This is a genomic window from Candidatus Cloacimonadota bacterium, assembly GCA_016932035.1.
GTDB lineage: Bacteria > Cloacimonadota > Cloacimonadia > JGIOTU-2 > JGIOTU-2 > Celaenobacter.
Window position 1 is genome coordinate 1 of record JAFGDR010000048.1, and the last position, 25,396, is coordinate 25,396.

Consider the following 25,396-nt stretch of genomic DNA (forward strand, 5'->3'; position numbering starts at 1 on the left):
AGGTCTATACGCATCCCCTGAAAGTAAATTACTCAAATCAACAAAAAAGAAGGTATGGGCAATTTTCTTTATCCTCACCACTTTATAAACTTGTATCGATACTTATTTTCTTTTTTTATTTATATTTACCTCTACACATGATAATTTTCAAGGATTGGATCGTACCTGTGATATATTACTGTTCTTTTTTATTCTTTTGGATTTCCGGGCTTGTCAAACACAAAGAAAGATTTATTTTATGGGATTTATTGTATGTTCTCATATATCCCTATTATCTAATTTATTATTCTCTTACAGGAATGTTTGGAAAATGGACATGGAAGTAAGTTAATGAAAAACTCAAGAACTTCAAAGATCATAATCATTATTCTAAAATTGATCGTTACACTCCTAATTTTATACTTTATTTTCAAAAAACTCGATCTTCATGCGCTTGCTCGAGATTTCTTTTCCATAAAGATTTGGATTATCCTGGTTATAATTATCACAACAATCGTCAAACTTCTCATCCAAGCATATAATTGGGGTAAATATTTAAAACTAAATTCTGACTATTCACCCCAAAAATATGAAATATTGAAATCGTATTTTGTTGGATTAGCTCTTCGTTTTTTAGGTCCCGGTGGTATTGGTGTTGTAGGAAAAATCTATTTTGTTAATAATAAAAAGAAAGCAACTCTTGCCTCAATAGGGGTTGAACGTATTTTCCTCACATGGAAAAATCTCTTTTTTGCCGCCATTGCTTCGATATTCTATTTTTCAAGTATAAACATTGTAATAAAAATCGTTGTTCTTGTTGCTGTGATTTTTCTTCCTTATATCATCTATCTATTTTCTTTTTTCACAAAGAATGAAAAGATACAATCGTATCTATTAAATTATCTGAAAAAGGTGCCTGAGATAATGTTTGCACAGATTATATTTGTTTTGATAACCTTCTTTCAGTATTTTATTCTGATGCGTCATTTTGTAGATATTAGTTTTTTTAGGATTATGATTTCCGTTCCTCTTATTCATATATCCCACCTTATTCCCCTTTCGTTCAACGGATTTGGACTCCGTGAAACCTTCGCTATCGAGGTCTTCTCAAAATATGGCATTAGTCCTGAGCTTGCCGTAACATCGACTTTTCTTATCTTTTTCTTTAATTCTGTTTTGCCAGCACTCATAGGTCTTTATTATATTTTTAAGATAAAACATGATAAAAATTTCGGAAATAATGTAGAGAAATTACAAACATTTTAAGAAAAACTTGACACACACTTAGCTTTAAAAGAAGAAATATCTAAACACACTCTGAAAGGAGAACGTATGGGAAAGAATCTAATTAAGATCATAACTTTTTTATTGATCGCATTTTTTGTTCTTTCGGCATGTTGTCATAAACCACCTCCACCAATTTCCCAGGTAGAGCTGGATGACCTTCGTGCGAAAGTAGAACAATGCGAGGTCCGTGTTAGCGAACAGAACGCTGAGATCGAAGCTCTTCAAATGGAACTTCAGGAGAAGAAAATCGAAATTCAAAACCTTAAGGATTACGAACAACAGCTAAAAGACGAAGGTTTTTTAGGGGAGGAGTAACATGAAAAAGTATATTGTAATATTCGTATTGATGATTATTCTACCCACATTCCTTCAAGCAGAAGTTCGATATCTTACCGAAGAAGAGTATAAAGATCTTTCCAAAGAGGAAACACTCAGATACTGGGAAGCTCTCGAAAATGAGATGATGATGCTCCAAGTTCGTCAGGCAAATTCCTGTTCACAGATTCCTGAGAATGATCAGAAAATCGCTACACTCAAAGAAGAGATAAACCTCCTTGACCAGGAATATGATGTAATCTATACGCGAATCATGAATTCAATCGGCACGGTTTCTCATAGCGACTTGGTTGATTTCGAACAGAAACTGAATGAAATTAAGAACAAACTCGACTATTATGACCAACTACCAAATTCAGAATTATATAAGAGTAATCAAGAGATTAAAAATTTCATTGCTCAATATGAAGGTCTGAAAGACGAGAATTTAGCACGAGCTCCCCAATTCCAGAATGATTTTGCAGAGATCGACAACCGTATTGAGATGCTCAAGGAAAACATGTATCCTTATGGTGAATACAATGAGGATAATTACACAGTTGTGAGAGGTGATTATCTCGTGAAAATCGCTGGATATGAGCATATCTACAATGATCCTGCAAAATGGGGAATCATTTACCGTGCGAACAGAGATCAGATCAAAGATCCTGACCTAATCTATCCCGGACAGGTTTTCAAAATACCTCGCGGACTTCCTTCAAGCTGGAAAGTATACAAGGGTGAATGCCTTTGGACGATATCAAGCTATCCTGAGATCTATAACGATCCATTCCAGTGGCCTAAAATCTACAGAGCAAATACAGATCAGATCAAAGATCCCGATTTGATCTATCCTAACCAGATTCTTCGAATACCCCGAGACTAATATACATTCTTTAAAGCCCCTTATTCAACTAGGATTAAGGGGCTTTTTTATTTCTGGAATTCCATATCAATGAATCATTCTAAGGTACTACCTCGAGTTTAATAAATTACTTTTTTTGACAAAAGAATCAGCAAATCTAATTATATATAGTATATGAAAACATATATTCCAACCAAGAAAATATCACAAGCCTTCATCGCAGTTGGTATTACAACTATTCTGATTTTTTTAATAAATTTTTTTATTACTCAAGAAAAAATTATTGTCCGAAAATCAGCATTCAATGTGGGACAGATTTCAAACCAAACGATTGTTGCCCCATTTAATTTCTATATTTATGAAGATCCGGAAATTCTGAAAGAAAAACAAGCTATAGCTGAAAGTCGTGTTTTGCCAAAATACCAATTTTCAGATGATGTTATTTTCGATGTTCAAGCCACTGTAAACGATTTATATAGTTTTTTGGGTAACCTCTTAACAAAGGATACACTTCATGCTCAAAGATTAATTGAGATAAATAAAGCTGGTTATGATTTTACAGAGAAAGAACTTGTGTTGCTTGAGAACAAATATGACCGTGAAAAAATATATGAATTCTTACTTCTGCAGGTAAAAAGTGTTCTCGCAGTCGGTATCATTAAGGATGAACCAAAGATTGAAATGATAAGCTTGCTGGATGGGAATATTGAAAAAACAGTTCCTATCAATGAATTATTTACGAAAGATACAGCAATTAATTATATACTCAATCAATTGCCCCCTGAATACAATACAGATGAGTGGAAAGGGATCGTAAACAAGATATTACAGAAAATACTACAACCAAACATACTTTATGATAAAACTGCAACAGATATTGCGAAGAAACGTGCAAGTGAGAGTGTCCCACAAATACTCGGTGAAGTTTTAAAAAATGAACTTATAGTTCAGGAACATCAGAGGATTACAGGTGATATGTTGAGAAAACTCAACGCTCTTGAGCAAGCTGAGCAAATGCGGATGGTTTCTGAACGATCAGGTTCGAATGTCCTTTCATCGATAGCAGAATTTGTTTATATCTTCCTTGTACTCTCTTTATCCATAATCCTCGCTTACTTTATGAAACCGGAACTTCTTACGACCTTCTCTTTTTTCCAGACGTTTTTGATTTTCACTGCCTGCATGGCCCTTCTCATTGTTATGATCACAAACCTCACAAACTGGTCTGTGTACATTCTTCCATTTGGAATTCCCGTCATTTTGCTTGCCTTTCTAATCGATGTGCCTGCAGCAATTATGTTTGGTTTTGTGAACTTCTTCCTCCTATCCGGACTACTTGGCTGGAAATTCATTCCGACCACGATCATCTGTATTGCTGGAATGAGTGCGGTGCTCCCCCTTGAAAATCCTCGAAGTAGAAGGGATTTTTATAACGCAGCTTTTTACATGCTCATATTTTTTATTGCGCTTGTATTAATTTTTGGCGCTCTTCAGCATATAAAAATACTCGATATATTAAATGATGTCAAATGGGGCTTGCTTTCTGTTTTGATCACCCTGGTAGGAAGCATGACATTGCTTGCACCGATTGAACAACGCTTACCTGTTATAACGAATATTCACCTGCTGGAGCTCGCAGATTTTGGCAATCCTCTTTTAAAAAATCTCACCGAGGTTTCATCAGGCACATATCACCATTGTATTGTTGTTGGAAATCTGGCTGAAACTGCTGCTAAAGCAATCGGGGCAAATCCAATCCTATCACGAGTGGGAAGTTATTATCATGATATAGGAAAAACAAAGAATCCTGAATATTTTACTGAAAATACTGCTGAGAAAGAAAGCATGCACAAGCAGCTTACAGCAACTCAAAGCGTTAAAATCGTAAAACAGCATGTAGACGACGGCGTAAAGCTTGCACGAGACCATCATATTCCTAAGGCAATTGTCGATATCATTCAACAACATCACGGCACTTCGCAGATAAGTTTCTTCTTGAATGAAGCGCTGGAACAGGAAGAGGTTATCGACGAACAGGATTTCTATTATGACGGACCAAAACCTCAGACAAAAGAAGCTGCTATCGTAATGATCGCCGACATGGTCGAATCTACAACGAAGTCGCTGGATGAACCTACCGTTGAAGATATTGAAAATATCGTAAAGAAAACAGTTAAACGTTTGGTTGATACCGATCAACTTTCTGAGAGTGGTATCTCTTTGAAGGAATTAAAAACTTTACAGGAAAGTATGATACCTATTTTACTTGGCATCTATCAAAAACGTATTGCATATCCTGAATAAATGGAACAAAGTAATCAACAGATCATCAACGAAACAGACGCCGAAATAGACCAACGGCGGATACAGAAACTTATTACGCATATTTTGCATAGAGAAGGTCTCTCACAAGATACTATCCTTAACATCGTTTTTACAGATAACAAAACAATTCATGAGCTAAATAGAAGATTTCTTGATAGAAATCGTGCCACAGATGTGCTGTCATTTAATGTTCATACAGAATATCTGCCAAGCGACCTTCACATTCTTGGAGATGTATATGTTTCTGCCGAGAAAGCGCAGGAACAGGCAAGCCAGTTTGGCGTTACGCTTCAGAACGAACTTGAACGACTTGTTACACACGGAATGCTGCACCTCATTGGCTATGAACATGATAATCCAGACAAACTTAAGCTCATGGAGATCTTAACAGAAACATATATTCAAGATTTAGAGAAGGTGGGAATATAATGGCTGTTAGAATAATTTTAATGCTTGTTTTTCTTGTTTTGTCAGGATTTTTCTCCTCATCTGAAACAGCGCTCTTTTCTCTTTCAAAAATGTATTTGAAAAAACTTGAGAATTCAAAAAAATGGTCACACAAATATGTCCCTCAACTTCTTAAGCATCCCCAACAGCTTCTGATTACTATTCTGCTTGGAAATACGATCGTTAATGTAACCTTTGCTTCAATAGCAGCGATGATTGCGCTTAATATAGCACATTCGGTCTCCGGCTTAAGTCATGTTATTGCACTGGCAATCGAAATCTTTCTTGCCACAGTCATTATCCTCATTTTTGGTGAGGTTGTACCGAAAGTTTTTGCCATTCAATATGCAGAAAAATACTCAACCTTTATCTCACTTCCGGTCGGTTTTTTTAAGATCATATTATTTCCAATAGTGAAAATATTAGAGCTCTTTACCAACATTTTTACGCACGGAACCAATCATGGTTTGATTGATTCGAATATAAAAATCACCTCTGAAGACATTAAAAGCATCGTGTATGATGAAACCCCTGATCTCGTTGATATCCACAAAGAAGAAAGGGAAATGCTCAACAGCGCATTCGAATTTTCAGACACGAAGGTCAAAGAGATACTCACACCTCGAATAGATATAAATGCTGTTGATATTGAGGATGGATTTGACGCACTTGTCCAGGTGATCAAAGATAGTGGATTCTCACGTATACCGATTTATCGCGGTACGGTGGATAATATCATTGGGATGGTTTACAGCAAAGATATCATACTAAATCTTGGATCACAAAAGAAGATAAAGGAATTGATGCGCCCATGCTATTTCGTGCCTGAAAATATGAAGCTCAGTTTCATTCTCAGTTACTTCAGGAAAAATAAGATTCATATGGCAGTAGTAGTTGATGAGTATGGAGGTACAACTGGATTAGTAACCCTTGAAGATGTGCTTGAAGAAATTGTCGGTGAAATTCTGGACGAAAGCGATGTCGAGAAGATCGAAATCAAGCCCATTACGAAAAACGAATATATTATAGACTGTTCTACTGATATTGATGAAGTGTGCAAGAAGTTCAAACTTGATGTCGCCGACAAGTTTGATAGTTTCTCGGGATTTCTCTATCACCTTTTTGGCAAAATACCCCACAAAGGTGAGACGGTCATTTATAAGGATATTTATAAGTTTACTGTTGAATCGATAGACAGCCAACGCATTACCAATGTACGTTTAAGCATAGTAGAACCAGCACGTGAAGAATAAGTCCTGGTTGATTCTCTTTATTTTGGTTATACCTCTTCTTTGTTTGGCAGAAGCAACAATTTATGAGTATAAAATTCATTATGCAGGACTTCCTGTTGCTCATGTCACGATAAGGGTTGAATCTGGTGATTCTACAAGAATTATAACACTTGAAAGTACATCGAAGGGATTGATATCAGCTCTTTTTCCGGTTGAAAATACCTATGTAAGTTCTTGCGATGATAAGTATATCCCAAAACATTTCTGGAAAACGATCTATCAACAGAATGTTCAAGAGAAGAAAGTTATCATTTTTGACCAGACTGATGGAAAGATAGTAATCCGTGATAAAATGGTTGAAAAAGTTGATACTCTTTCTTGCAACACCCCGATCTATGATATAGTCAGTATGACTTTCTCTTTACTTCAAGAAGTTCCTAAAAAAGCAACATACACCTGTTATGGTAATTATCGGATATGGGAACTGACAGTCGAACAGGAGAAGATAGTAGAGCTTTCATTTCAGAGGAAAAAATATCCATGCTACGAGTACATGATCACATCTGCTATAGAATTTGACTCCAAGATAAGTTCGAAAACCGACATTCTGACCAATAATATCTTTAAGGAAAATGGAAAAACTCAGTATTGGATTACGAAAGACAAACCACACCTTCTATTAAAAGCAAAGTATAAACGTTTTCCGTTCAGTATATATCTTTATCTTAGCAGCATAGCAACACAATAAGCTTACGTATCACATATTTTTTCAAAACTTGACACATTAAGAACCCGCAAATTTTTCTCAAAATATGAAAATGGGATTCAGAATAGCTCTTATCATATGGACAATTCTTATGCTGACATTGTCCTCTTTGCCGGATTTCAAAGCTCCGGATGTTCTTCCAAAATTTGCAGATAAGGTCGTTCATCTGACCGAATACTGCATCTGGGCAATTCTTTTTCTTTTGATGCTCAAACAGGAAGACAGGATCAACACATTGCTGAATGCTTTTGTAGCTGTGTTAATCTTCGGGGCTATTCTCGGCATATTTGATGAGGTCCACCAGAGATTTATATCAGGTCGTTCAATGGATAAATATGACTTGCTCGCTGATGTAATCGGAATCATACTTGCAATAATCCTGTTTAGAATATTCTACAGAAGACCGAAATATTATATTCCCGAACGAAAATAAGATAGAGAAGACTTACAACAGCTTATGAAATACCAGGCACCGCGTGGAACATATGATATATTACCACAGGATATCAAAAAGTGGCATTACATTGAGAGTATAATTCGTCACGTTACCACTTTGAATAACTACTTTGAAGTTCGAGTACCTATTTTTGAACAACTGGATCTTTTCCAGCGAAGTGTTGGTGAAGACACTGATATTGTTGAAAAGGAGATGTACACATTTCAAGATAAAAAAGGCAGAGAACTTGCACTCAGACCGGAGGGAACTGCATCGATTGCTCGGATGGTTGTTGATCATGCCCTTCATTCTTCAAAAAGAGAACCGCTGCGATTATGGTACGAAGGTCCGATGTTCAGATACTCAAGACCTCAGAAAGGACGCTACAGACAATTCGTCCAATTTGGAATCGAATGCATTGGCTCTTCAAATCCAATCATAGATTCTGAAGTAATTGCGATTGGGTGGCAGATATTACAGGAAGCGAAAGTGCCAGACGTATCTCTTGAAATTAACAGTGTTGGATGTCCTGAATGTAGGAGTGAGTACAACATCCTTCTTAAAGAATACTTAACTAAAGATAAAGAAAAATATTGCACCGACTGTCAGCGAAGAATGGAGCATAATCCCCTGAGGGTATTTGACTGTAAAAATGAGAAATGCCAACAGCTTGTTACCAATGCTCCGCGTATGCTCGATAATCTTTGCAATGTATGCAAAGAACATTTCGATGGTGTTGAGAAATATCTTGATCTGATGAATGTTCCATATGTTGTAAATCCCGAAATTGTCAGGGGTTTGGATTATTATACAAAAACAGCTTTCGAGTATAAAATCAATTACCTTGGTGCCCAGGATGCCCTTGGTGGGGGAGGAAGGTATGACGGCTTGATTGAGTATCTTGGAGGACCATCAACACCTGCAGTTGGTTTGTCCATGGGATTGGAAAGGATAATTCTATCACTTGAAAAAAGCGGTTTTAAATTTCCTGATACGTCAGCACTGGAAGTATTAATTATCCCTATCGGGAATGAAGCGATTAAAGAATCGATTGGACTTATGCAGGAACTACATTCAGCAGAGATTTCTGCACTTATTGCTGATGAGGATTCATCAGTCGGCAGCAATCTAAAATATTGTGATAAAAATAACATTCCTTTTGCAATATTGATTGGAGAAACAGAGCTGAGGACAGGTATGTACGTAATAAAAGATATTCAACAAAAGGATCAGTCAGAAATACAAAAGAACGAAGTTGTTACATATATTAAATCCTATCAAGGAGATGCCGTATGATACTCATAACAGGTGCTGCAGGATTTATTGGCTCACATCTTGTTGAGCAATTACTTACAAAAGGTGAAGAGATCATTGGACTTGATAGCATTAGTGATTTTTATGATATTGCTCTCAAAAGTCATAATTTGAAATTAATTGATGAGCATCCTCATGCAGAGAAAAAATTCACTTTTTTACGGGGTGATATAACAGACCTTGCACTTCTGGAGATTCTCTTTAATGAATATGAAATTGATTGCGTCATACATCTCGCTGCAATGGCTGGTGTACGTCCTTCAATTGAGAACGCGCCCTATTACCAGAAGGTTAACGTCGAAGGCACGCATAATTTGCTTGAATGCTGTAAGGATCATGATGTAAAGAAATTTATCTTTGCTTCATCCTCATCCGTGTATGGGAATAACGAAAAAGTACCCTTCTCTGAGGATGATCCTGTAGACAAACCGATTTCACCCTATGCAGCTACCAAAAAGGCTGGGGAACTCCTTTGTCACACCTATCATTACCTTTATGATATGGATATATTGTGTTTGCGCTTTTTTACAGTCTACGGTCCCCGCCAGCGTCCTGATCTAGCAATTCACAAATTTTCACAATATATTATTAATAAGAAAGCAATTCCTTTTTATGGCGACGGTTCAACCTCCAGGGACTATACCTATATTGATGATATTATTGATGGGGTGGTGAAAGCCCTCAACTGGCTTATGAAAAATAAAGGAGTATACGAGATCGTTAATCTTGGAAACAATGAGCCAATTACACTTGATGAATTGGTTAAAGCGATCTCTGAAAATTTCGAATTTGAGGTTCTGATCGATAAACAACCAATTCCCAAAGGTGATGTAGTAAGAACGTACGCGGATATATCAAAGGCGCAGAAATTATTTAATTTTAAACCTAAAACGAACATAGGATGTGGTTTAAAGAAATTTTATGAATGGTTTAATTCATACTATAAATTAAATTTGATGGAGTAACATGTTTGACTTATTAGAGAACTGGAAAAGAACTGATTATGCAGGAAATTTGAACATCGAAGATGATGGAAGAGATGTTATGCTCATGGGATGGGTACACAACAGACGTGATATGGGGAATCTTATATTTATTGATCTGCGAGATGTAAAAGGCATTGTACAGGTTGTATTCAATCCATTGAACGGGACTCAGCTTTTAACTAAGGCACATAATCTTCGTCTTGAATATGTTGTTGCTGTAAAAGGCACAGTGTCAGCCAGACCTGAGAATATGATAAATCCCGAGATGAAGACCGGAAAGATCGAAGTGGTGGCAAAGGATTTTAAAATCTTGAACTCATCTAAAGAACTACCCGTTCAGATAAACGAGAAAGTTGTCGCCGACGAGGATTTAAGATTAAAATTCCGTTATCTTGATCTGAGGCGACAGGACTTGCAGAGAAAAATCATACTACGTCATTACATTGTATATGCAATGAGGAAATTCTTAACTGAACAGGATTTTTATGAGATTGAAACACCTCTGATGGTTCGAAGTACTCCGGAAGGAGCAAGGGACTACCTTGTACCCAGTAGAGAATACAAAGGAAAATTCTATGCACTCCCTCAATCTCCTCAAATTTATAAACAACTATTAATGATTGGTGGTTTTGACAAGTATTTTCAGATTGCCCATTGTTTCAGGGATGAAGATCTTCGTGCTGACCGTCAACCCGAATTTACACAACTCGATCTTGAGATGAGTTTTGTTACTCCGGAAGATGTATTTAAAGTTATTGAAGAGATGTTTGCTTATATATTCAAGGAGATATTAGATATTGATTTACCAATTCCCTTTCCTAGATTATCCTACTATGAATCAATGAGAAGGTTTGGAACCGATAAGCCAGATTTGAGATTCGATCTGGAGATTCAGGATCTTACCGATATCGTACGAAATACAGAATTCAGGGTTTTTGCTTCAGTTGCAGAATCAGGAGGATGCATTCGTGCAATCAATGCCAAAGGATGTGGCGAATATACAAGAAAAGAGATCGATAAATTGGAAGATATTGCGAAGCACCTTGGGGGCAAGGGATTAGCACGAATGAAAGTTGAGAATGGAACACTTCATTCAAATATCGATAAATTTTTCACTGAACAAACTAAGAAAAAGATCATTGAGCAAATGAAAGCCGAGAATGGTGATTTGATCCTCTTTGTTGCTGATAGGGAAAAGATTGCATGCAAGGTTCTTGGTGAGTTGCGCAATCATCTTGCCCGAGAGCTTGATCTGATAGATACCTCACAATTCAATTTCCTGTGGGTCACAGATTTTCCACTCTTTGAGTGGGATGACGAAAATAATAAATGGGAGACAGCTCACCACATGTTCACGATGCCAAAAGATGAGCATATCCCGTATCTGGATATTCCTGATAAATATGGCGACATTATCGGGCAACTGTATGATTTGGTCTGTAATGGACTCGAACTTTCATCGGGAAGTATCCGTTGCCACAGACCTGATATTCAAAGAAAAATTTTTGAGGTGATTGGCATCAAAGGTGAAGAGCTTGAGCAGAGATTTGGTTTCTTCCTCAAGGCATTTGATTATGGCACTCCACCTCATGGTGGTATTGCTCCCGGTATTGACAGAATTGTTATGATCATGACAGCAGCGGAATCAATCAGAGATGTAATCGCTTTTCCCAAAACCTTAAAAGCGGTCGATTTGATGAGCGATTCACCCTCGGAGGTTGATGAGAAGTTGATCAATGATCTGGGATTGAAGATTATCGAATAATTCTGTTTTTATAAGAGAATCTGATAACACATGAAACGTAGAAGCATATATGCTTTTATAGCACTTTTTTTAGTTATACCTCTTGGTTTTTTTACAAAATTCTATAAAGGACGAGAAGCAGATTGGGTGAATAATTCTCTCTGTGGTGTATTTTATGAGATATTTTGGTGCTTGGTGCTCTTTTTGATTTTCAGAAAATTAAAACCAGTCACAATTGCCTTGATCGTATTTTTTACTACAAGCTTGATAGAATTTACACAACTCTGGAAACCGGTTTTCCTTGAAGTTCTTCGAAGTAATTTTTTTGTGAGAACTGTTATCGGGAACTCTTTTGCATGGACTGATTTCATATATTATATTATCGGCTCTTTTATTGGATTGGGTGTAATAATGTTGATAGGGAGGATAGCGCAGGAATAGCGACAGTTCAATCAATTCACTCATAGAGAGTAATTTTCTTTTAGTATAAAGGACACTGTATTGTGTCCTTTTTTTATTTATCTTGGATTATAGCTATTCCGGGAAGTTCTTTGCCTGAAAGATATTCCAAAGAAGCTCCACCACCTGTAGAGATGTGTGACACTTTATCAGCAAAGCCAAATTGTTCGATTGCCGCAGCTGAGTCTCCACCACCAATGATAGTAGTTCCGGTGCAAGCTGCAACAGCCTTTGCAATTCCTTTTGTGCCGTGGGAAAAACTGTGTATCTCAAACATACCCATCGGACCATTCCAGATGACGGTTTTAGATTTTTTTATAATCTCTGAGTATTTGCGAACAGTGAGTAGACCGATATCCAATCCAATCATGTCATCAGGAATAGCATTAATAGGCACAGAATAAAATTCTGCGCTGGCATCGATCTCTTTAGCGACAACTGTATCCTCGGGGAGAATTAGTTCTATGCCCTTGTCTTTCGCCTTTGAGATGATGTCCAGGGCAGCAGGAATCTTGTCTTCTTCAACAAGGGATTTTCCAACTGAGATACCCAATGCTTTCAGGAATGTGTACATCATTGCTCCACCAAGCAGGATGTAATCTGCTTTTTCCAGAAGCTGTTCAATGAGATCGATTTTGTCAGATACTTTTGCGCCGCCAAGTATTGCGGTATAAGGTTTTTCAGGATTTAGCAGTGCCTTGTTCAAAAACTTGATTTCCTTTTCAATGAGAAACCCAACTGCTGAAGGAAGTAATTGTGCAATACCGACATTGGAAGCATGTGCTCGGTGGGCTGTACCAAAAGCATCATTAACGAATATATCGGCGATAGAAGCTAGTTTCTTTGCAAACTCGGGATCATTTTTCTTTTCTTCAGGATGGAAGCGTGTATTCTCGAGAAGGATTACATCACCTGGAGACATCTTTTCAACAGCATCATCAACTTGGGCTCCAATGCAGTCATTAACGAACTTTACTTCCATGCCAAGAAGTTCAGAAAGGCGTTTGGCGACAGGTTTTAGACTGAATATGCTTTTTATGTCATCCTTTGGTCTGCCTAAATGTGAGATGAGGATAACCGAAGCATTATGATCGAGCAAGTACTTAATTGTCGGCAATGCTGCAAGTATTCTCGTATCATCTGTTATCTTTTGATTCTCATCGAGAGGAACATTGAAATCCACTCTTACAAGAACTCTCTTGTACTGTACATCCAGATCTTTTATTGTTTGTTTCTGCATAATACTCCTTATTTAATAAGATTTATATTTTCTAAAAAGACTATATACATATTCATATTGTTTGTTTAAATTTTTGTTAAAAGTCGAATAATCGCGGTGTTTCTGCGATTTTAATTTCCATTCTGATGAAAGAGTTATCAGTCTATCTCTCAATTCCCATTCATGAGAGAATGATTCACCGGAAATGCTTGTAAGGGATTCTATTTGTTTATCTGTTAGAATATGCTCTGATTCAATCAGTTTGAATAATTCCGGATCAATATAGAAGCTATCGATAACTGATGTGGAATATATAAGTGCTTTCTCTTCACCGGAAAGGTGATTGAGTTTTTTCAAATTTCTCAGGAAACGCAATCCAGTTGAGAATCGTTCACCATCAATATCCTTTAATTTATGAATAGGGAATCCAACTTTATCTAATTTCTGAACTACCTTTGGGGACAAAGAGTAAGCAATTTTATGATACACCTGCTGGTCAAAAACATTCTGAACAAAGAAAAGGGCGACAAATGAGATAATGCATGCAATTATCGGTGTGGTAACCCAGCCTGAAGCAATTTTCCCCATAACATCAAATTTGATATTTCGTCCTCCTTTTGCAATTGCAATACCAAGAATTGCTCCAACTACAGCCTGTGAACTTGATACAGGTACAAGCGGATATTTAGGAAAACCAATCGATGTGAGAGCGTCACGAATTTCTGTTGATGCAAAAAGATAAAGCACAAGGGATTGAGCCAGGACAACGATCAATGCTGTGACAGGGGAGAGTTTGAATAATGATTTTCCAACCGTTTTGATCACTTTATGAGAATAGGTGAAAATGCCTGCTGCAATTGCTATGCCGCCAAGAAGAAACAGTATCTGAGTGTCTGTTATTATAAATAAATTATATACATTTACATCATGGAAAGGAGATGAGAAAGTAAATACTCCCATTACATTCGCAATATTATTTGCACCAAGGCTGTATGCACCGAAAGCACCAACAATGATGAGACCGATCCTTGTATATGCATCAAGATCAAGAAGATGTATCTTGGCTTTTGCAAGGAAGAGTTTAAATAATTTGTAGAGCAGAATAGCGATTACTCCAGAAAGAACAGGACAGATGACCCATGTGGCGACAATTTTCGTCAGTGATGAAAAGTCTGTTATAGCTCCGCTGAACATATTCCATCCTATAATCGACCCAACGATTGCTTGAGTTGTGGAAACAGGGAGTTTCAGTTTTGTCATAAAGAAGATGGTAAGAGCAGCTGCAAGTGCAACGGTAAACGCACCTGGCATTGTATTTATGGATCCGAGTTTTCCAAGAGTACCACTTGCACCAGAACCTTCCATAACAGCACCAAGTATCACAAATATAGCAGCAATCCAGGCGGCAACTCGGAATTTGAGCATCTTTGTGCCGACCGCTGTACCAAAGACATTTGCAGCATCATTAGCTCCAAGAGACCATCCTAAAAACAAACCGCTGGAAAGAAGGAGATATATCATACGTTAGATCTGTCTTTTTATCGTATAAATAGCCAAGCGCTCACTCATATCTTCAGCTGAATCGGATATTTTCTCAATTTGTTGAGCACAGAATCTAAGATGGATCTTGTGACTTAAGTCAATTTCAGCATTGAAGATATCATTTTTCAAAGACATTGCAGCCTTGTCCGCTTCTCTCTCATAGAATTTTACTTTGTAGATATGATCATTCACTGAAGCAATATCCTTGAAGAAAGCTCGTACACTTCTGATAAGACTTTCCACCGATTCAATGGAAGAATCTGCTAACTCTATGAACAGATCATCGAGAAACTCAGGAATTTCTGGTCGCTCGACAGCGAATACCTGGAGTGCTTCTTTGATATCATCGATAACTCTATCCGTATTTTCAAGGATTGCAAGAACGTCGCCTCTGCTTTCAGGAATAAGTGTGTGGATATAGAGTTCTTTTTCGATGCTCAATCTGAGTTCATCAGCTTTCCGTTCGTGCTCGGACACTGCATGTAATCTTTTTTCAAAATCGGCCGAATTATCTTTTAAATAATCAATAAGCCCTTTTTTGAAAAGGATTCCTGCCTCGCTGATGACATTCAGAAAGTCATCGATCTGCATCTCAAGCATTTTTGATGTTTTAAGTAATATAGCCACAAAAACTCCTTATTTTGTTACCTTCCAATATTCGGATCCCTTTGGACATCTGCCAAGTCCGATGCCCAATCCATTAAATAGAATTACATATTGGATTCGACACTTTGTGCAAATGTATAACTTCTTGATCCCAAGAAATTTCATAAGCCATGTCCTATGATCACGATGTTTACTTACGTTTCCACAGCAAGGGCAGTTTTTACCAAGAGCAATTTTCATTTTACTTTTTGCCAGGTACCTTCAATGCTTTCTTTTCTGATTTTACACATGTCATTTTCAAGCGTGAAAACCAATGTGTTATTATTCTCAATGTAATAGGAATAGATACCTGCATTTTTACATTGAAGATCACTCAGGAAAGCGATTTTTTTGGACATAATACTAATATCGCCATGCGTATTAATGCGACCTAAAACCGGATCGTTTATAACATATGAAAATGTTTGATCTTCCTTGAATGTTAGCCTTGCACTGAGAGCCGTCTCTTCGTTATTAACAGTTCTTTCCCATGAACCGATGAGGGCTTTGGGTTGCCGAGAAACATAGTAACTGCTGCACGAAACCATAATAGTGATCAATACAACAAGTATCATATATTTTTTCATTTGTCCTCCGAGTTTAACTGTCATAAAATAACGGGATTGCCAACAATTTAATTATTGAAATATTAAGAACATTGACAATGCTTTCCATAATTAATCACTAACAAATATCAATAAATTTATAAAGGATTCGATGATTCACCGTAATCATTCTATTGCACACCAAAACGTGAAAAAAATCTTTTACACACTTGTTTTGTCAATCCTTTTTATGTTATTACCTTCAATCCTCATGGGGGAGATGCCCATGCAGCGATATTACTATGCAGATATCCCTTCCGGCAATGAACCGGTAATTCTTGGTATTGCTAATAATATTATCGATTTTCTGAGCAGAGCAATACCAGCCTGGCATGTTTTTTTTGTCCTGACACCAATTCTCATTATATTCACATGGTTTTGTTCGTGGGTTGCCAGTATTCTGAAAGTCAAAAAGGGACTCAAAACTGCATATACAAGGAAGGTCTTTCATTTTATGATATTTTCGATGGCCGGGATTCTTCAAATCGTAATTGGACTTCCAGGAGTTATCCTTTTCGGTATAATCGTTGTAATAGTTATACTATTTGCCGTGCATAAAGGGAGTGGATTTCCCTTTTATGAAGCACTCGCACGTTCTAAAGATTCACCGAGGAGAAGCGCTTTCATACTTATACCACTTGCGACAACAGCCCTCGGAGGAGTTCTTGCAAATGTATTTTTCTATCCTTTTGCGTATATTGGTTATTTTGTGTGCGGCTGTGGAGATGCAGTGGGAGAACCGATTGGTGCGAAATGGGGGAAACATACGTATAAAGTTCCTTCTATGTTTGGAGTAAAAGTGACCCGGAGTATTGAAGGATCGATCGGAGTGCTTGTTGTTGGATTTCTAGCAGCATTTTTAGCATTGCTTTTCAGCGCACATGATGTCAGAACGAGTTTGTTTGTAGGTGCGATCTGCGCTTTGGGCGGTGCCCTGATCGAAGCAGTGAGTACCCATGGACTTGATAACGTGACGATCCAGCTCGTTGTATCAGGGATCGCATATATTATCTTACATTAGGAGAAATAATGAAGAAAAATCTTTTATTCATTCTATTTATTATTGTGATTATTGCAGCATGCAGTCGATTTTCGCGAGTTAAGACCGTAACAATCTTAAGGGAGGAATCTGACGTAAGTAAACCTGTGCCAAAATTATCAACCTATGAACTGACACAGGCATTTGAAAAAGATGGATTTGAGATCGATACCGTAATGTTCTTTCAGGGGAAAAGGGGCATTAAAGCACACAGCAAGAATGTTTTTAATTATGAAACCAAGAAATTTAAAGATGTCTATTATCTGGAAGGAACAGGATTTCAGATGGGATATCTGTTTGGTTTGATCGCACATGACAAGATTGAGATCATGTGCACACAATTCTTAGACGGAATTGTACCCGCATTTCTCAAACCCGGATATGTGCAACCATATAAGAGTTTGCTGGGAAAGCTGATGGTAGACTTTATAAAAAGCAATGATAAGGGAATCAGTAAAGTCATGCCGCAGGAGTATATGAACGAGATGGTTGGTATTGTTGCCGGCTGTCAAGAAGCGGATTCCAGCACGGTGGTCAATCTTGATAAATTGTTTGCTTTGAATGTCGGTATTGATTTTATTCTCTCACAGACGTATAACATTGAAGGTTTATGGAAATCCATACCTGGAATCGATGGCACGAAACTTAAACCACCTCTCTTCTGCAATGCATTTTCAATATGCAAAAAAGGCACGAAAGATGGGACTCATTATTATGGCAGAGATTTTATGTTCCCGACTGCTGATATTTTTCAGAACATTGCCTGCATGATCATTTATAATCCTGATCCCATGCTTGATTATCCTCAGCGTGTTCCGCTTATTTCAGTAACAGCACCAGGTATGGTCGGCTCCATAACTGCAATGAATGCAAACGGTCTTGCCATTGGAGTTGATATGGTCCCCGCCGGCAATCTCAATACTAAACAGCCAGGTCTAAATTCCCTGCTTCTCGTTCGTCATGCTGCCCATTATGGATCGACATATCATAAGGCATTACGGGTGATGATCCACGCACCGCGTGGCGTTCCATGGCTCTATTCGATTGCAGACGCACAGTCCGGCAGGGGAGCTGTTTTGGAAGCCGGTGCATATGCAGACAGTCTTGACTTTCTCTCTTTTCCCAAAAAGGATCTTCTCAAAGAAGGGCTATTCCCGACAAAGGAATTCCTTGCGGAATATGATACATTAGCACTTTACTATGGCCTGAAGATCCGCAGTGATACATATGTATATCCCGATACATTCTTCTATTTCAACACCGGATTATTCGAGAAATTTGATAAACCCTATGATCCTGAAGAGTTCTATGATAAAATGGGATTTGTCGATTCAACCTTCAAAGCTCATGCTGTACCAGGCTCATATTATTTTGCTCCTCAACGTGAAGATAAACCCGATCTTGTCCTTGTTTCAAACATGTATATCAATCCATCGATGCGTTTGTGTTCAATGGCACCCTGGACAAACATGATCTCTGCAGACCATATGGATGATTCTCAATGGCGTTATGACGCATTGAACAGGATTCTCCTCAGAGAATATGGTACAATAGATTTTCAAAAAGCAAAGGATATCATTAACTTTCTTGCACCTAACGGGAAGTATTATACACATTTCTATGAAGAGATAAATAATAGTGATTACTTTTATCAGATCGCAGCGAGTTCAGACGGAAAGACACTGCAGATTTTCGGAGCAACATCGATATGCGATCTTACGAACAAAGTGATCGAAAGCCATTACGGCTATTTTGCAGACGAATGGTTAAGAATAAGTCTCCAGAATTACATCAAGCAATGAAAAATAATGAAACAAGCAACGGACGTGAACTTGTAGCGTATTGCGGATTGTATTGCGGAGATTGTGGCGGCTATTCAGGAGATATTGCTCACGCAGCGAAAAAGCTAAAAGAGCAGCTCGAAAAATATAAGTATGAGCTCACTGTTAAGGCAATGTTTGCTGATCACTTCAAAGATTATAAGGAATTCCAGAAAAATCTTGAGTTTCTCACTCAGATGAAGTGCCCGATTGTATGTACACAAAGGAATAATACTGAGTGTACGGTTTGGCATTGTTGCCGAGAAAAAGGATTACAAGGCTGCCATGAATGTAGCTCTTTCGAGCAGTGTGATTTGTTAAGAAATCAACTCGGTCTGGTCTTTTATAATGCATGTATGGAAAATATTCGAAATATACAAAAAATTGGGATTGATGCATGGATCGAAACGGGAAAACGGTATTGGTTTAGCTGCGAAGTGGAATAAGAAATAAGATACTGAATAACAGATATTGATTTTGAAAAGGATTTCTATGAAGACAAACTCACGTATGTTTTTAAGTGTAACTATTATTGCATTTTGTATTATGATGCCATTGTATGGTGAACAGAATCTACCTAGTCTTTACGATAATGACAGTTTTAGCAAAGGTAACAGTAAATTTGATTATAGTTCTCTCACCTGGATCGAATCTTTTGATTCATTGCAAGCGTGTTTATCCTTAAGATATGCTTTTACACAATGGAAAGCAATCGATTGGGAGGAAAAGGTGATTGAGACCCGTCCGAAAATCATCGAAGCACAAGATACACAAGATAATGTGAAGTTTATACAAACGCTGTTTGAATATTTAAATGACGTGCCAGATGGTCATATTAGCCTGATCGGTGATGTAGATCCATTTAAACAGGACAAGTTGGCTGGTTGCTATGGATTCAACATTATGCCAATTTCTGATGGAAGAATAGTGGCGACACTTGTACTCGAAGGAAGTCCTGCATATGAAAATGGCTTGCGAACAGGCGATCGTATTATATCATGGAATGGTGTTGATGTTCATGCTGTTTCTCAAAGAGAACTTTGGAATTATTTTAGAAATTATGCAACACTCGAAGGGAGACTGCTCAGCAGGTATACCATGCTTTCCAGGGATGCTATCGGTACTCAAGCAACGATTACCTATCAAAATCATGAAACAGACTCCGAAGAGACTATGACTCTCGATGCTTATGAAGATGACTTTGAACTTTTCACAGCTGCTGTTTTAAACACTGCATCACTTTCGTATATTGAGACTTATGTCGAGTATCATATACTGCAAAGCGGGAATGGGTATCTCAGGATCGGCGCTGAAGATTCTGACGCTATGACTCCAGAAGAGATTATGGAGAGTGAGATTTTCATCGAAGTAGTGGAAGCAATCGATTATTTCAATGCCAATGATGTGAATAATCTTATAATCGATCTTCGATTCAATATGGGAGGTAATGATCTGATGGCTGCTGTCATGATGGGACTTTTCTACGACGAAGCGTCCTTTTATGAATATATAACAGGTCCTTTTGAAATGGATTACGCTATCATGTTCACACTATGGACTACACCGATCACACCCCGGTATGATGGTAATGTAGTAGCACTCATCGATCCAAACTGTATCAGTACCGGCGAAGGACTGGCAATGATGATCAAGCGTTTGGAGAAGGGGAGGATTGTCTCTTCCTGGGGAACGAATGGATCATTTGGTATGGTGGATTACGATCCAATCTTTTTGCCTGAAGGATTGATCCTCATTTTTCCACAAGCTCGTTCCCTCAATGAAAATCAAGTCATTCAGCTTGATTCAGATTCTACACTTACCGGTGGTGTTGTTCCTGATATAAGAATTCCATTGACTGTTGAGAATGTTATTGCACAGTGGAACCAGGATCGAGATGTTCAGCTTGAATATGCGGATAGTATATTAACTGAAGAACACTGTTCGCAGAGCGCAGTATTACTTTATCCAAATCCCTGTTCTGAGAACTTAAAAATAAAAATTCTAAGAGAATTTGAGACTTCCTGCGATATTAGCTTTTATGATATTCGAGGTAGATTTATACATGAACAAAGAATTAATTTCGGTGCATTGGGTGAAGCAATACATTTGGATACTCATATCTTTTCTTCCGGTATTTATTTTTATCACATTTCTGATCGAACCAACGAGTATGTTGGCAAGATACTGCATATAGAATAGTCCGGTTTGTTGAAAAAACATCATAAATCGCTGAATTAACTCTACACATAGCGGAATTAATTCCGCACTTTTTAGCATATTAAGGGCAGAAATAATGACCTAACAAGAGACATATAAACTATTATCGAAATTGTATCTGTCTATTATAATGTAAGATACAGGAAAACGAGAGGGAATTAACACCACATTAATAATTTTTAGCACGAAAATTGTGACTATATTATGTATAAATAGAGCGTGCTCAGTAAATCGAAAATTTAAAACAAGGAGCAATAATGACAGAAAAAAGTGACCAGAAGAAAAAAAATGCACCCGAGGTTAGATCGGATTCAGGAATTGAACTGTCAGTTTTTAGACAATTTGCTCAATCCTCAAATCTTGGTTTTGGCATGGCTACGGTAGAAGGAATCACCGAATATGTTAATCCTGCACTCTGTCGAATGCTTGAAATTGATAAAGAGGAAATTCTCGGGGAATCATTCATTCAATTTTATCCTCCGGATATGCAAAAGAAATTGAAAGAGGAAGTAATTGCATCAGTTATGAAAAATGGAAGCTGGCAGGGTGAATTGAGTTTTAAAACAAAAAGTGGAAAAATGATTCATACCTTTGAAAGTTATGCAGTGATATACGATGAAAAAGGCAAACCTATGTTCATCAATGACGTGATACGAGATATAACTGAGTTAAAAAGACTTCAAGAGATCGAAATAGAATCAATAAAATCAAAACAGCAGCAAGAAGCAAAGCAAGAAAAAGAAAAATTATTACATAACCTCAATGAACGCCTAAAGGAGATGTCGACACTGTATCAGTTTGAGAAAATCGAGAATAATACTGATCTTTCTATTGTGGAGTCACTACAAAAAATAGCTGAAATACTACCTGCAGGATTTCAATTTCCAGATATTACAGAAGCCACAGTTAAGTATGACAATACATATTATACGACGGAGCATTATAAAAAAACTTACAACTATTTGGAAGCACCGATTATAATCAATAATGAAGAAAAGGGTTTTGTGCGAGTTGACTATACAAAGAAAGTGATACCTGACCGGAAGAATCAATTCTTGGATGAAGAGAAGAAACTGATTGAAACGATTGCCTCAAATACTGCAAATCTCATTATAAGAAGAGAGTCAGAAAGGAGATTGGCAGAAAGTGAGAAGAAATTTCGGGAAATCGTTAATGCTCTTAATGATGCAATTTATAACTCAGACAATCAGGGTAAGCTTACCTTTGTCAATCAAGCACTTTGTGATATTTTTGGTTATAAAGAAGATGAGATCTTAGGAAAACCTTTTGGAATGTTCATAATTCCTGAAGCACAAGAAAAATTCTTGATAGCTTACAAAGATTCTTTTAAAAATAAAAAAGCACACGATGTCCTAGAAGTTCCAGTTATTAAAAAAGATGGTTCAAAAAGAGTAGTTGAGATCAAACCGACCATTATCTTTGAAGATGGTAAACCTGTAGGTTCCCTTGGAATCATACGGGATATTACTGAGCAAAAGGAGTGGGAACAAAAGATGCGGGAGAGCGAAGAACGTTACCGCTCATTTGTGGAAAACTTCCATGGTATTGCCTTTCGAAGTAAAATGGACTGGACTCCAATCTATTTCCATGGTTCTGTTGAGGAGATAACAGGATATACCGAAGCAGAATTTATTAACGGAAATCCACGCTGGGATCAGATCATTCACAAAGATGATCTTAAGAAACTAATTGCAGAATCCTCAAAAAAAGGAATCCAAAAAGAAGGATATATCGCAAATCGTCAATACCGAATAATTACTAAACATGGAAAAACCAAATGGGTGTTGGATTATATTAAGACAGTATATGATGAAGTCAATGGAGAAAATATCCTACAAGGAGCTCTCTACAATATAACTGAACAAGTGAATGCGCAAGAAAAATCTGTCATTTTGGATAGTACTCCAACGCTTGTGGCTTATCATGATCTGAAACATGAAATAATCTGGGCTAATAAGACTGCCTGTGAATCTGTTCAAATGGAATTGGATGAAGTTGTTGGGAAAAAATGTTATGAGATGTGGGCATCACGGAAGAAGGAATGTGAAAACTGCCCTGTTCGAAAATCGTGGGAAACGGGTGAGATCGTTAAAGGGGAAATGGAGACACCTGATGGTCGATACTGGATGATCTATGCCGGACCTGTGTTTGACGATAAAGGAAAGGTGATCGGTGCTGTTGAAACTACCCTTGATATAACAGAACAGAGAGTAATTGGATTAGAACTTCAGCATAACCAGAACATGCTCCGCCAGATCATCGATACAGTTCCAAGCAGTATCTTTATAAAAGATCGAGATGGGAAGTATCTGCTCGTTAATAGTCTTATGGCTGAGCAGCATAACACGACACCGGAAGAGCTTGTCGGCAAATATGACTATGAGATCGCACAAAAATGGTTTGAAAAAGTAGATTATCAGGAGTTTCGGGCACGTGAGCAAAAATCAATAGATTCGAATACTACCCTTTTCATTCCTGAAGAATCATTTATTCATCAGGATGGGACAGTACGATGGTCTCAAACAACAAAAATTCCCTTTGAACTCTATGATAAAGAGAAATGTCTGCTTGTTATTTCCATCGATATAACTAATCGTAAGATTTCAGAAGAATCGCTGAGGATAGCAAAGGAACGATACGAAACAGCAGAGGAATCAGCTCATCTCGGGCACTGGGAAATGGATATCGAAACCGGAAAGAGTTTGTGGTCCGATGAATTCTTCCGTATTTGCGGCTTCGAGCCGGGAGCATTCAGTCCAACTGAAGAGATCGGTATGCAATCAATCCATCCGGATGATAGAGATAAAGCTGCAAAAGCAGTTGAAGAATCGATTGCAAACAAAAAACCCTATGCTATCGAGAAAAGGATCGTGAGACCTAATGGTGAGATTCGATGGGTGCATTCGATCGGAAAGATCATATGTGATAAAGATGAAAAACCAATAAAGCTTCAGGGATCGTTTCTAGATATCACAGAACGGAAGAAAGCAGAGAAGCTTCAGGAAACTTTCTATAAGATCTCTAACGCAGTAAGCACCACGGATGATATTCAGGATCTTTACAGACGAATTCAGTTATATCTTGGTAATATCATTGATACAACGAACTTCTATATAGCACTTTACGACAGCAAGAAACAATACATCTCATTTGGATATTATGCAGATGAAAGTTTTGAAAATCCGGATCATATGCCTTCGGGGCGTCCTTTCGGAAAGGGTTTGACTGAATATGTGCTTTCAACGGGTAAACCTTTGTTTGCAACCAGACAAACACAACATGAATTGGCAGAGAAAGGAGAAATTGAGGTCATCGGAAGATTATCTGAGATCTGGCTGGGTGTTCCACTTTGTATTGATAGTGGTCAAATTGGTGTGATAGCAGTCCAAAGCTATATCGATCCCAACCTTTATACAAAGAATGATATAGAGATACTCAATTTTGTATCCCAGGAAATAGCACTTGCCATCAACCGCAAACAGGTAGAAGAAAAGATAAAACGAGAATTAAAGGAAAAGGAGCTTCTGCTCAGAGAAATTCATCATAGAACAAAAAATAATCTTCAAACGATCTGCGGTTTATTGCAGCTCCAGGAATATTCGATCAACTCCAAAGAGGATGCGGTCAAGGGTTTCGAAGCAAGCCAGGACAGGATCAGGGCTATGTCGAGTGCCTACGAAATATTGCTCAGTTCAGAATACATGTCTGAAGTCACACTGGGAGAATATATTACCTTACTTGTTGAACAGATAAAGAAAAACTATGATATTCATAACAAGGTCAAGCTTGCATTTTCACTCGATGAAGTATCTTTTGAAACTGAGAAGTTAAGTAAACTCGGATTAATATTGAATGAAATTATTACGAATTCAATTAAATATGCTTTTGAGGATATGGAAAAAGGAACTGTAAAACTAAGATTATCGCAGGATGAAAAAAATGTGATCTTAAAGATATCAGATAACGGTGGGGGTATCCCCAAAGAAATAGATCTAAAAAATCCTAAAACCCTCGGTTTATCATTAATTGATATGTTGGTGTATGAATTTGGTGGTACCTATTTACTGAATATAAATAAGGGCACCAGCTATACGTTGAATATTCCCAAGCATGGACGTTCATAGGGGAGATGC

General features: G+C 37.6%; 21 protein-coding genes. 17 read left to right on the top strand and 4 right to left on the bottom strand.

Annotated features, from left to right (window positions below; all coding sequences use genetic code 11):
- Positions 1-330: 330 nt before the first annotated feature.
- The 12 genes from JW794_08535 to JW794_08590 all read left to right on the top strand — a co-directional run bounded on the left by JW794_08535 (position 331) and on the right by JW794_08590 (position 12,137).
- A complete protein-coding gene (locus JW794_08535; GenBank protein MBN2018154.1) occupies positions 331-1,245 on the top strand; it encodes a flippase-like domain-containing protein in 915 nt (304 codons plus the stop codon).
- Positions 1,246-1,311: 66 nt separating this feature from the next.
- Positions 1,312-1,581, top strand: coding sequence for a hypothetical protein (locus JW794_08540; GenBank protein ID MBN2018155.1), 270 nt, complete (start codon positions 1,312-1,314; stop codon positions 1,579-1,581).
- A 1-nt stretch (position 1,582) separates the two neighbouring features.
- A complete protein-coding gene (locus tag JW794_08545; GenBank protein ID MBN2018156.1) occupies positions 1,583-2,467 on the top strand; it encodes a LysM peptidoglycan-binding domain-containing protein in 885 nt (294 codons plus the stop codon).
- A gap of 153 nt (positions 2,468-2,620) precedes the next feature.
- The gene (locus JW794_08550) at positions 2,621-4,750 is read left to right on the top strand and encodes an HDIG domain-containing protein (GenBank protein MBN2018157.1); all 2,130 of its coding nucleotides are present in this window, start codon (positions 2,621-2,623) and stop codon (positions 4,748-4,750) included.
- On the top strand, positions 4,751-5,200 hold the full coding sequence (gene ybeY / locus JW794_08555; GenBank protein MBN2018158.1) for an rRNA maturation RNase YbeY: 450 nt from the start codon (positions 4,751-4,753) through the stop codon (positions 5,198-5,200).
- Positions 5,200-6,471: an HlyC/CorC family transporter gene (locus tag JW794_08560; protein ID MBN2018159.1), complete on the top strand. Its 1,272-nt coding sequence runs from the start codon at positions 5,200-5,202 to the stop codon at positions 6,469-6,471. The genes ybeY and JW794_08560 overlap by 1 nt, the downstream gene beginning before the upstream one ends.
- Positions 6,461-7,198: a DUF3108 domain-containing protein gene (locus JW794_08565; GenBank protein ID MBN2018160.1), complete on the top strand. Its 738-nt coding sequence runs from the start codon at positions 6,461-6,463 to the stop codon at positions 7,196-7,198. The genes JW794_08560 and JW794_08565 overlap by 11 nt, the downstream gene beginning before the upstream one ends.
- Before the next feature lie 64 nt (positions 7,199-7,262).
- Positions 7,263-7,649 carry a VanZ family protein gene (locus tag JW794_08570; GenBank protein ID MBN2018161.1) on the top strand — a complete coding sequence of 129 codons (387 nt, stop codon included), beginning with the start codon at positions 7,263-7,265 and terminating at the stop codon, positions 7,647-7,649.
- A gap of 24 nt (positions 7,650-7,673) precedes the next feature.
- Complete coding sequence (locus JW794_08575; protein ID MBN2018162.1) at positions 7,674-8,948, top strand: histidine--tRNA ligase; 1,275 nt, start codon at positions 7,674-7,676, stop codon at positions 8,946-8,948.
- A complete protein-coding gene (locus tag JW794_08580) occupies positions 8,945-9,931 on the top strand; it encodes a GDP-mannose 4,6-dehydratase (protein ID MBN2018163.1) in 987 nt (328 codons plus the stop codon). The genes JW794_08575 and JW794_08580 overlap by 4 nt, the downstream gene beginning before the upstream one ends.
- A gap of 1 nt (position 9,932) precedes the next feature.
- The gene (aspS, locus tag JW794_08585; GenBank protein MBN2018164.1) at positions 9,933-11,717 is read left to right on the top strand and encodes an aspartate--tRNA ligase; all 1,785 of its coding nucleotides are present in this window, start codon (positions 9,933-9,935) and stop codon (positions 11,715-11,717) included.
- A gap of 30 nt (positions 11,718-11,747) precedes the next feature.
- Positions 11,748-12,137: a DUF2809 domain-containing protein gene (locus tag JW794_08590; protein ID MBN2018165.1), complete on the top strand. Its 390-nt coding sequence runs from the start codon at positions 11,748-11,750 to the stop codon at positions 12,135-12,137.
- Between the two features lie 73 nt (positions 12,138-12,210).
- Here JW794_08590 and JW794_08595 read toward each other — a convergent pair whose 3' ends face one another.
- The 4 genes from JW794_08595 to JW794_08610 all read right to left on the bottom strand — a co-directional run bounded on the left by JW794_08595 (position 12,211) and on the right by JW794_08610 (position 16,148).
- Complete coding sequence (locus tag JW794_08595; GenBank protein MBN2018166.1) at positions 12,211-13,395, bottom strand: phosphoglycerate kinase; 1,185 nt, start codon at positions 13,393-13,395, stop codon at positions 12,211-12,213.
- A gap of 12 nt (positions 13,396-13,407) precedes the next feature.
- Positions 13,408-14,895 (bottom strand): inorganic phosphate transporter, encoded by a 1,488-nt coding sequence (locus JW794_08600; GenBank protein ID MBN2018167.1) that lies wholly within the window; start codon positions 14,893-14,895, stop codon positions 13,408-13,410.
- Between the two features lie 3 nt (positions 14,896-14,898).
- On the bottom strand, positions 14,899-15,516 hold the full coding sequence (locus JW794_08605; protein ID MBN2018168.1) for a DUF47 family protein: 618 nt from the start codon (positions 15,514-15,516) through the stop codon (positions 14,899-14,901).
- A gap of 242 nt (positions 15,517-15,758) precedes the next feature.
- Positions 15,759-16,148 (bottom strand): hypothetical protein, encoded by a 390-nt coding sequence (locus JW794_08610; GenBank protein ID MBN2018169.1) that lies wholly within the window; start codon positions 16,146-16,148, stop codon positions 15,759-15,761.
- A gap of 130 nt (positions 16,149-16,278) precedes the next feature.
- On the opposite strand from JW794_08610, the gene JW794_08615 reads away from it, so the two are divergent.
- The 5 genes from JW794_08615 (at position 16,279) to JW794_08635 (ending at position 25,387) form a co-directional block, all read left to right on the top strand.
- Positions 16,279-17,187 (top strand): hypothetical protein, encoded by a 909-nt coding sequence (locus JW794_08615; GenBank protein MBN2018170.1) that lies wholly within the window; start codon positions 16,279-16,281, stop codon positions 17,185-17,187.
- 1,223 nt (positions 17,188-18,410) lie between these two features.
- Positions 18,411-19,007: a hypothetical protein gene (locus tag JW794_08620; GenBank protein MBN2018171.1), complete on the top strand. Its 597-nt coding sequence runs from the start codon at positions 18,411-18,413 to the stop codon at positions 19,005-19,007.
- A complete protein-coding gene (locus JW794_08625; GenBank protein MBN2018172.1) occupies positions 19,004-19,471 on the top strand; it encodes a DUF3795 domain-containing protein in 468 nt (155 codons plus the stop codon). The genes JW794_08620 and JW794_08625 overlap by 4 nt, the downstream gene beginning before the upstream one ends.
- A 46-nt stretch (positions 19,472-19,517) precedes the next feature.
- Positions 19,518-21,224: a T9SS type A sorting domain-containing protein gene (locus JW794_08630; GenBank protein ID MBN2018173.1), complete on the top strand. Its 1,707-nt coding sequence runs from the start codon at positions 19,518-19,520 to the stop codon at positions 21,222-21,224.
- A gap of 275 nt (positions 21,225-21,499) precedes the next feature.
- Entirely contained in the window at positions 21,500-25,387 is a 3,888-nt protein-coding gene (locus JW794_08635) for a PAS domain S-box protein (protein ID MBN2018174.1), read from the top strand.
- Positions 25,388-25,396: the final 9 nt, after the last annotated feature.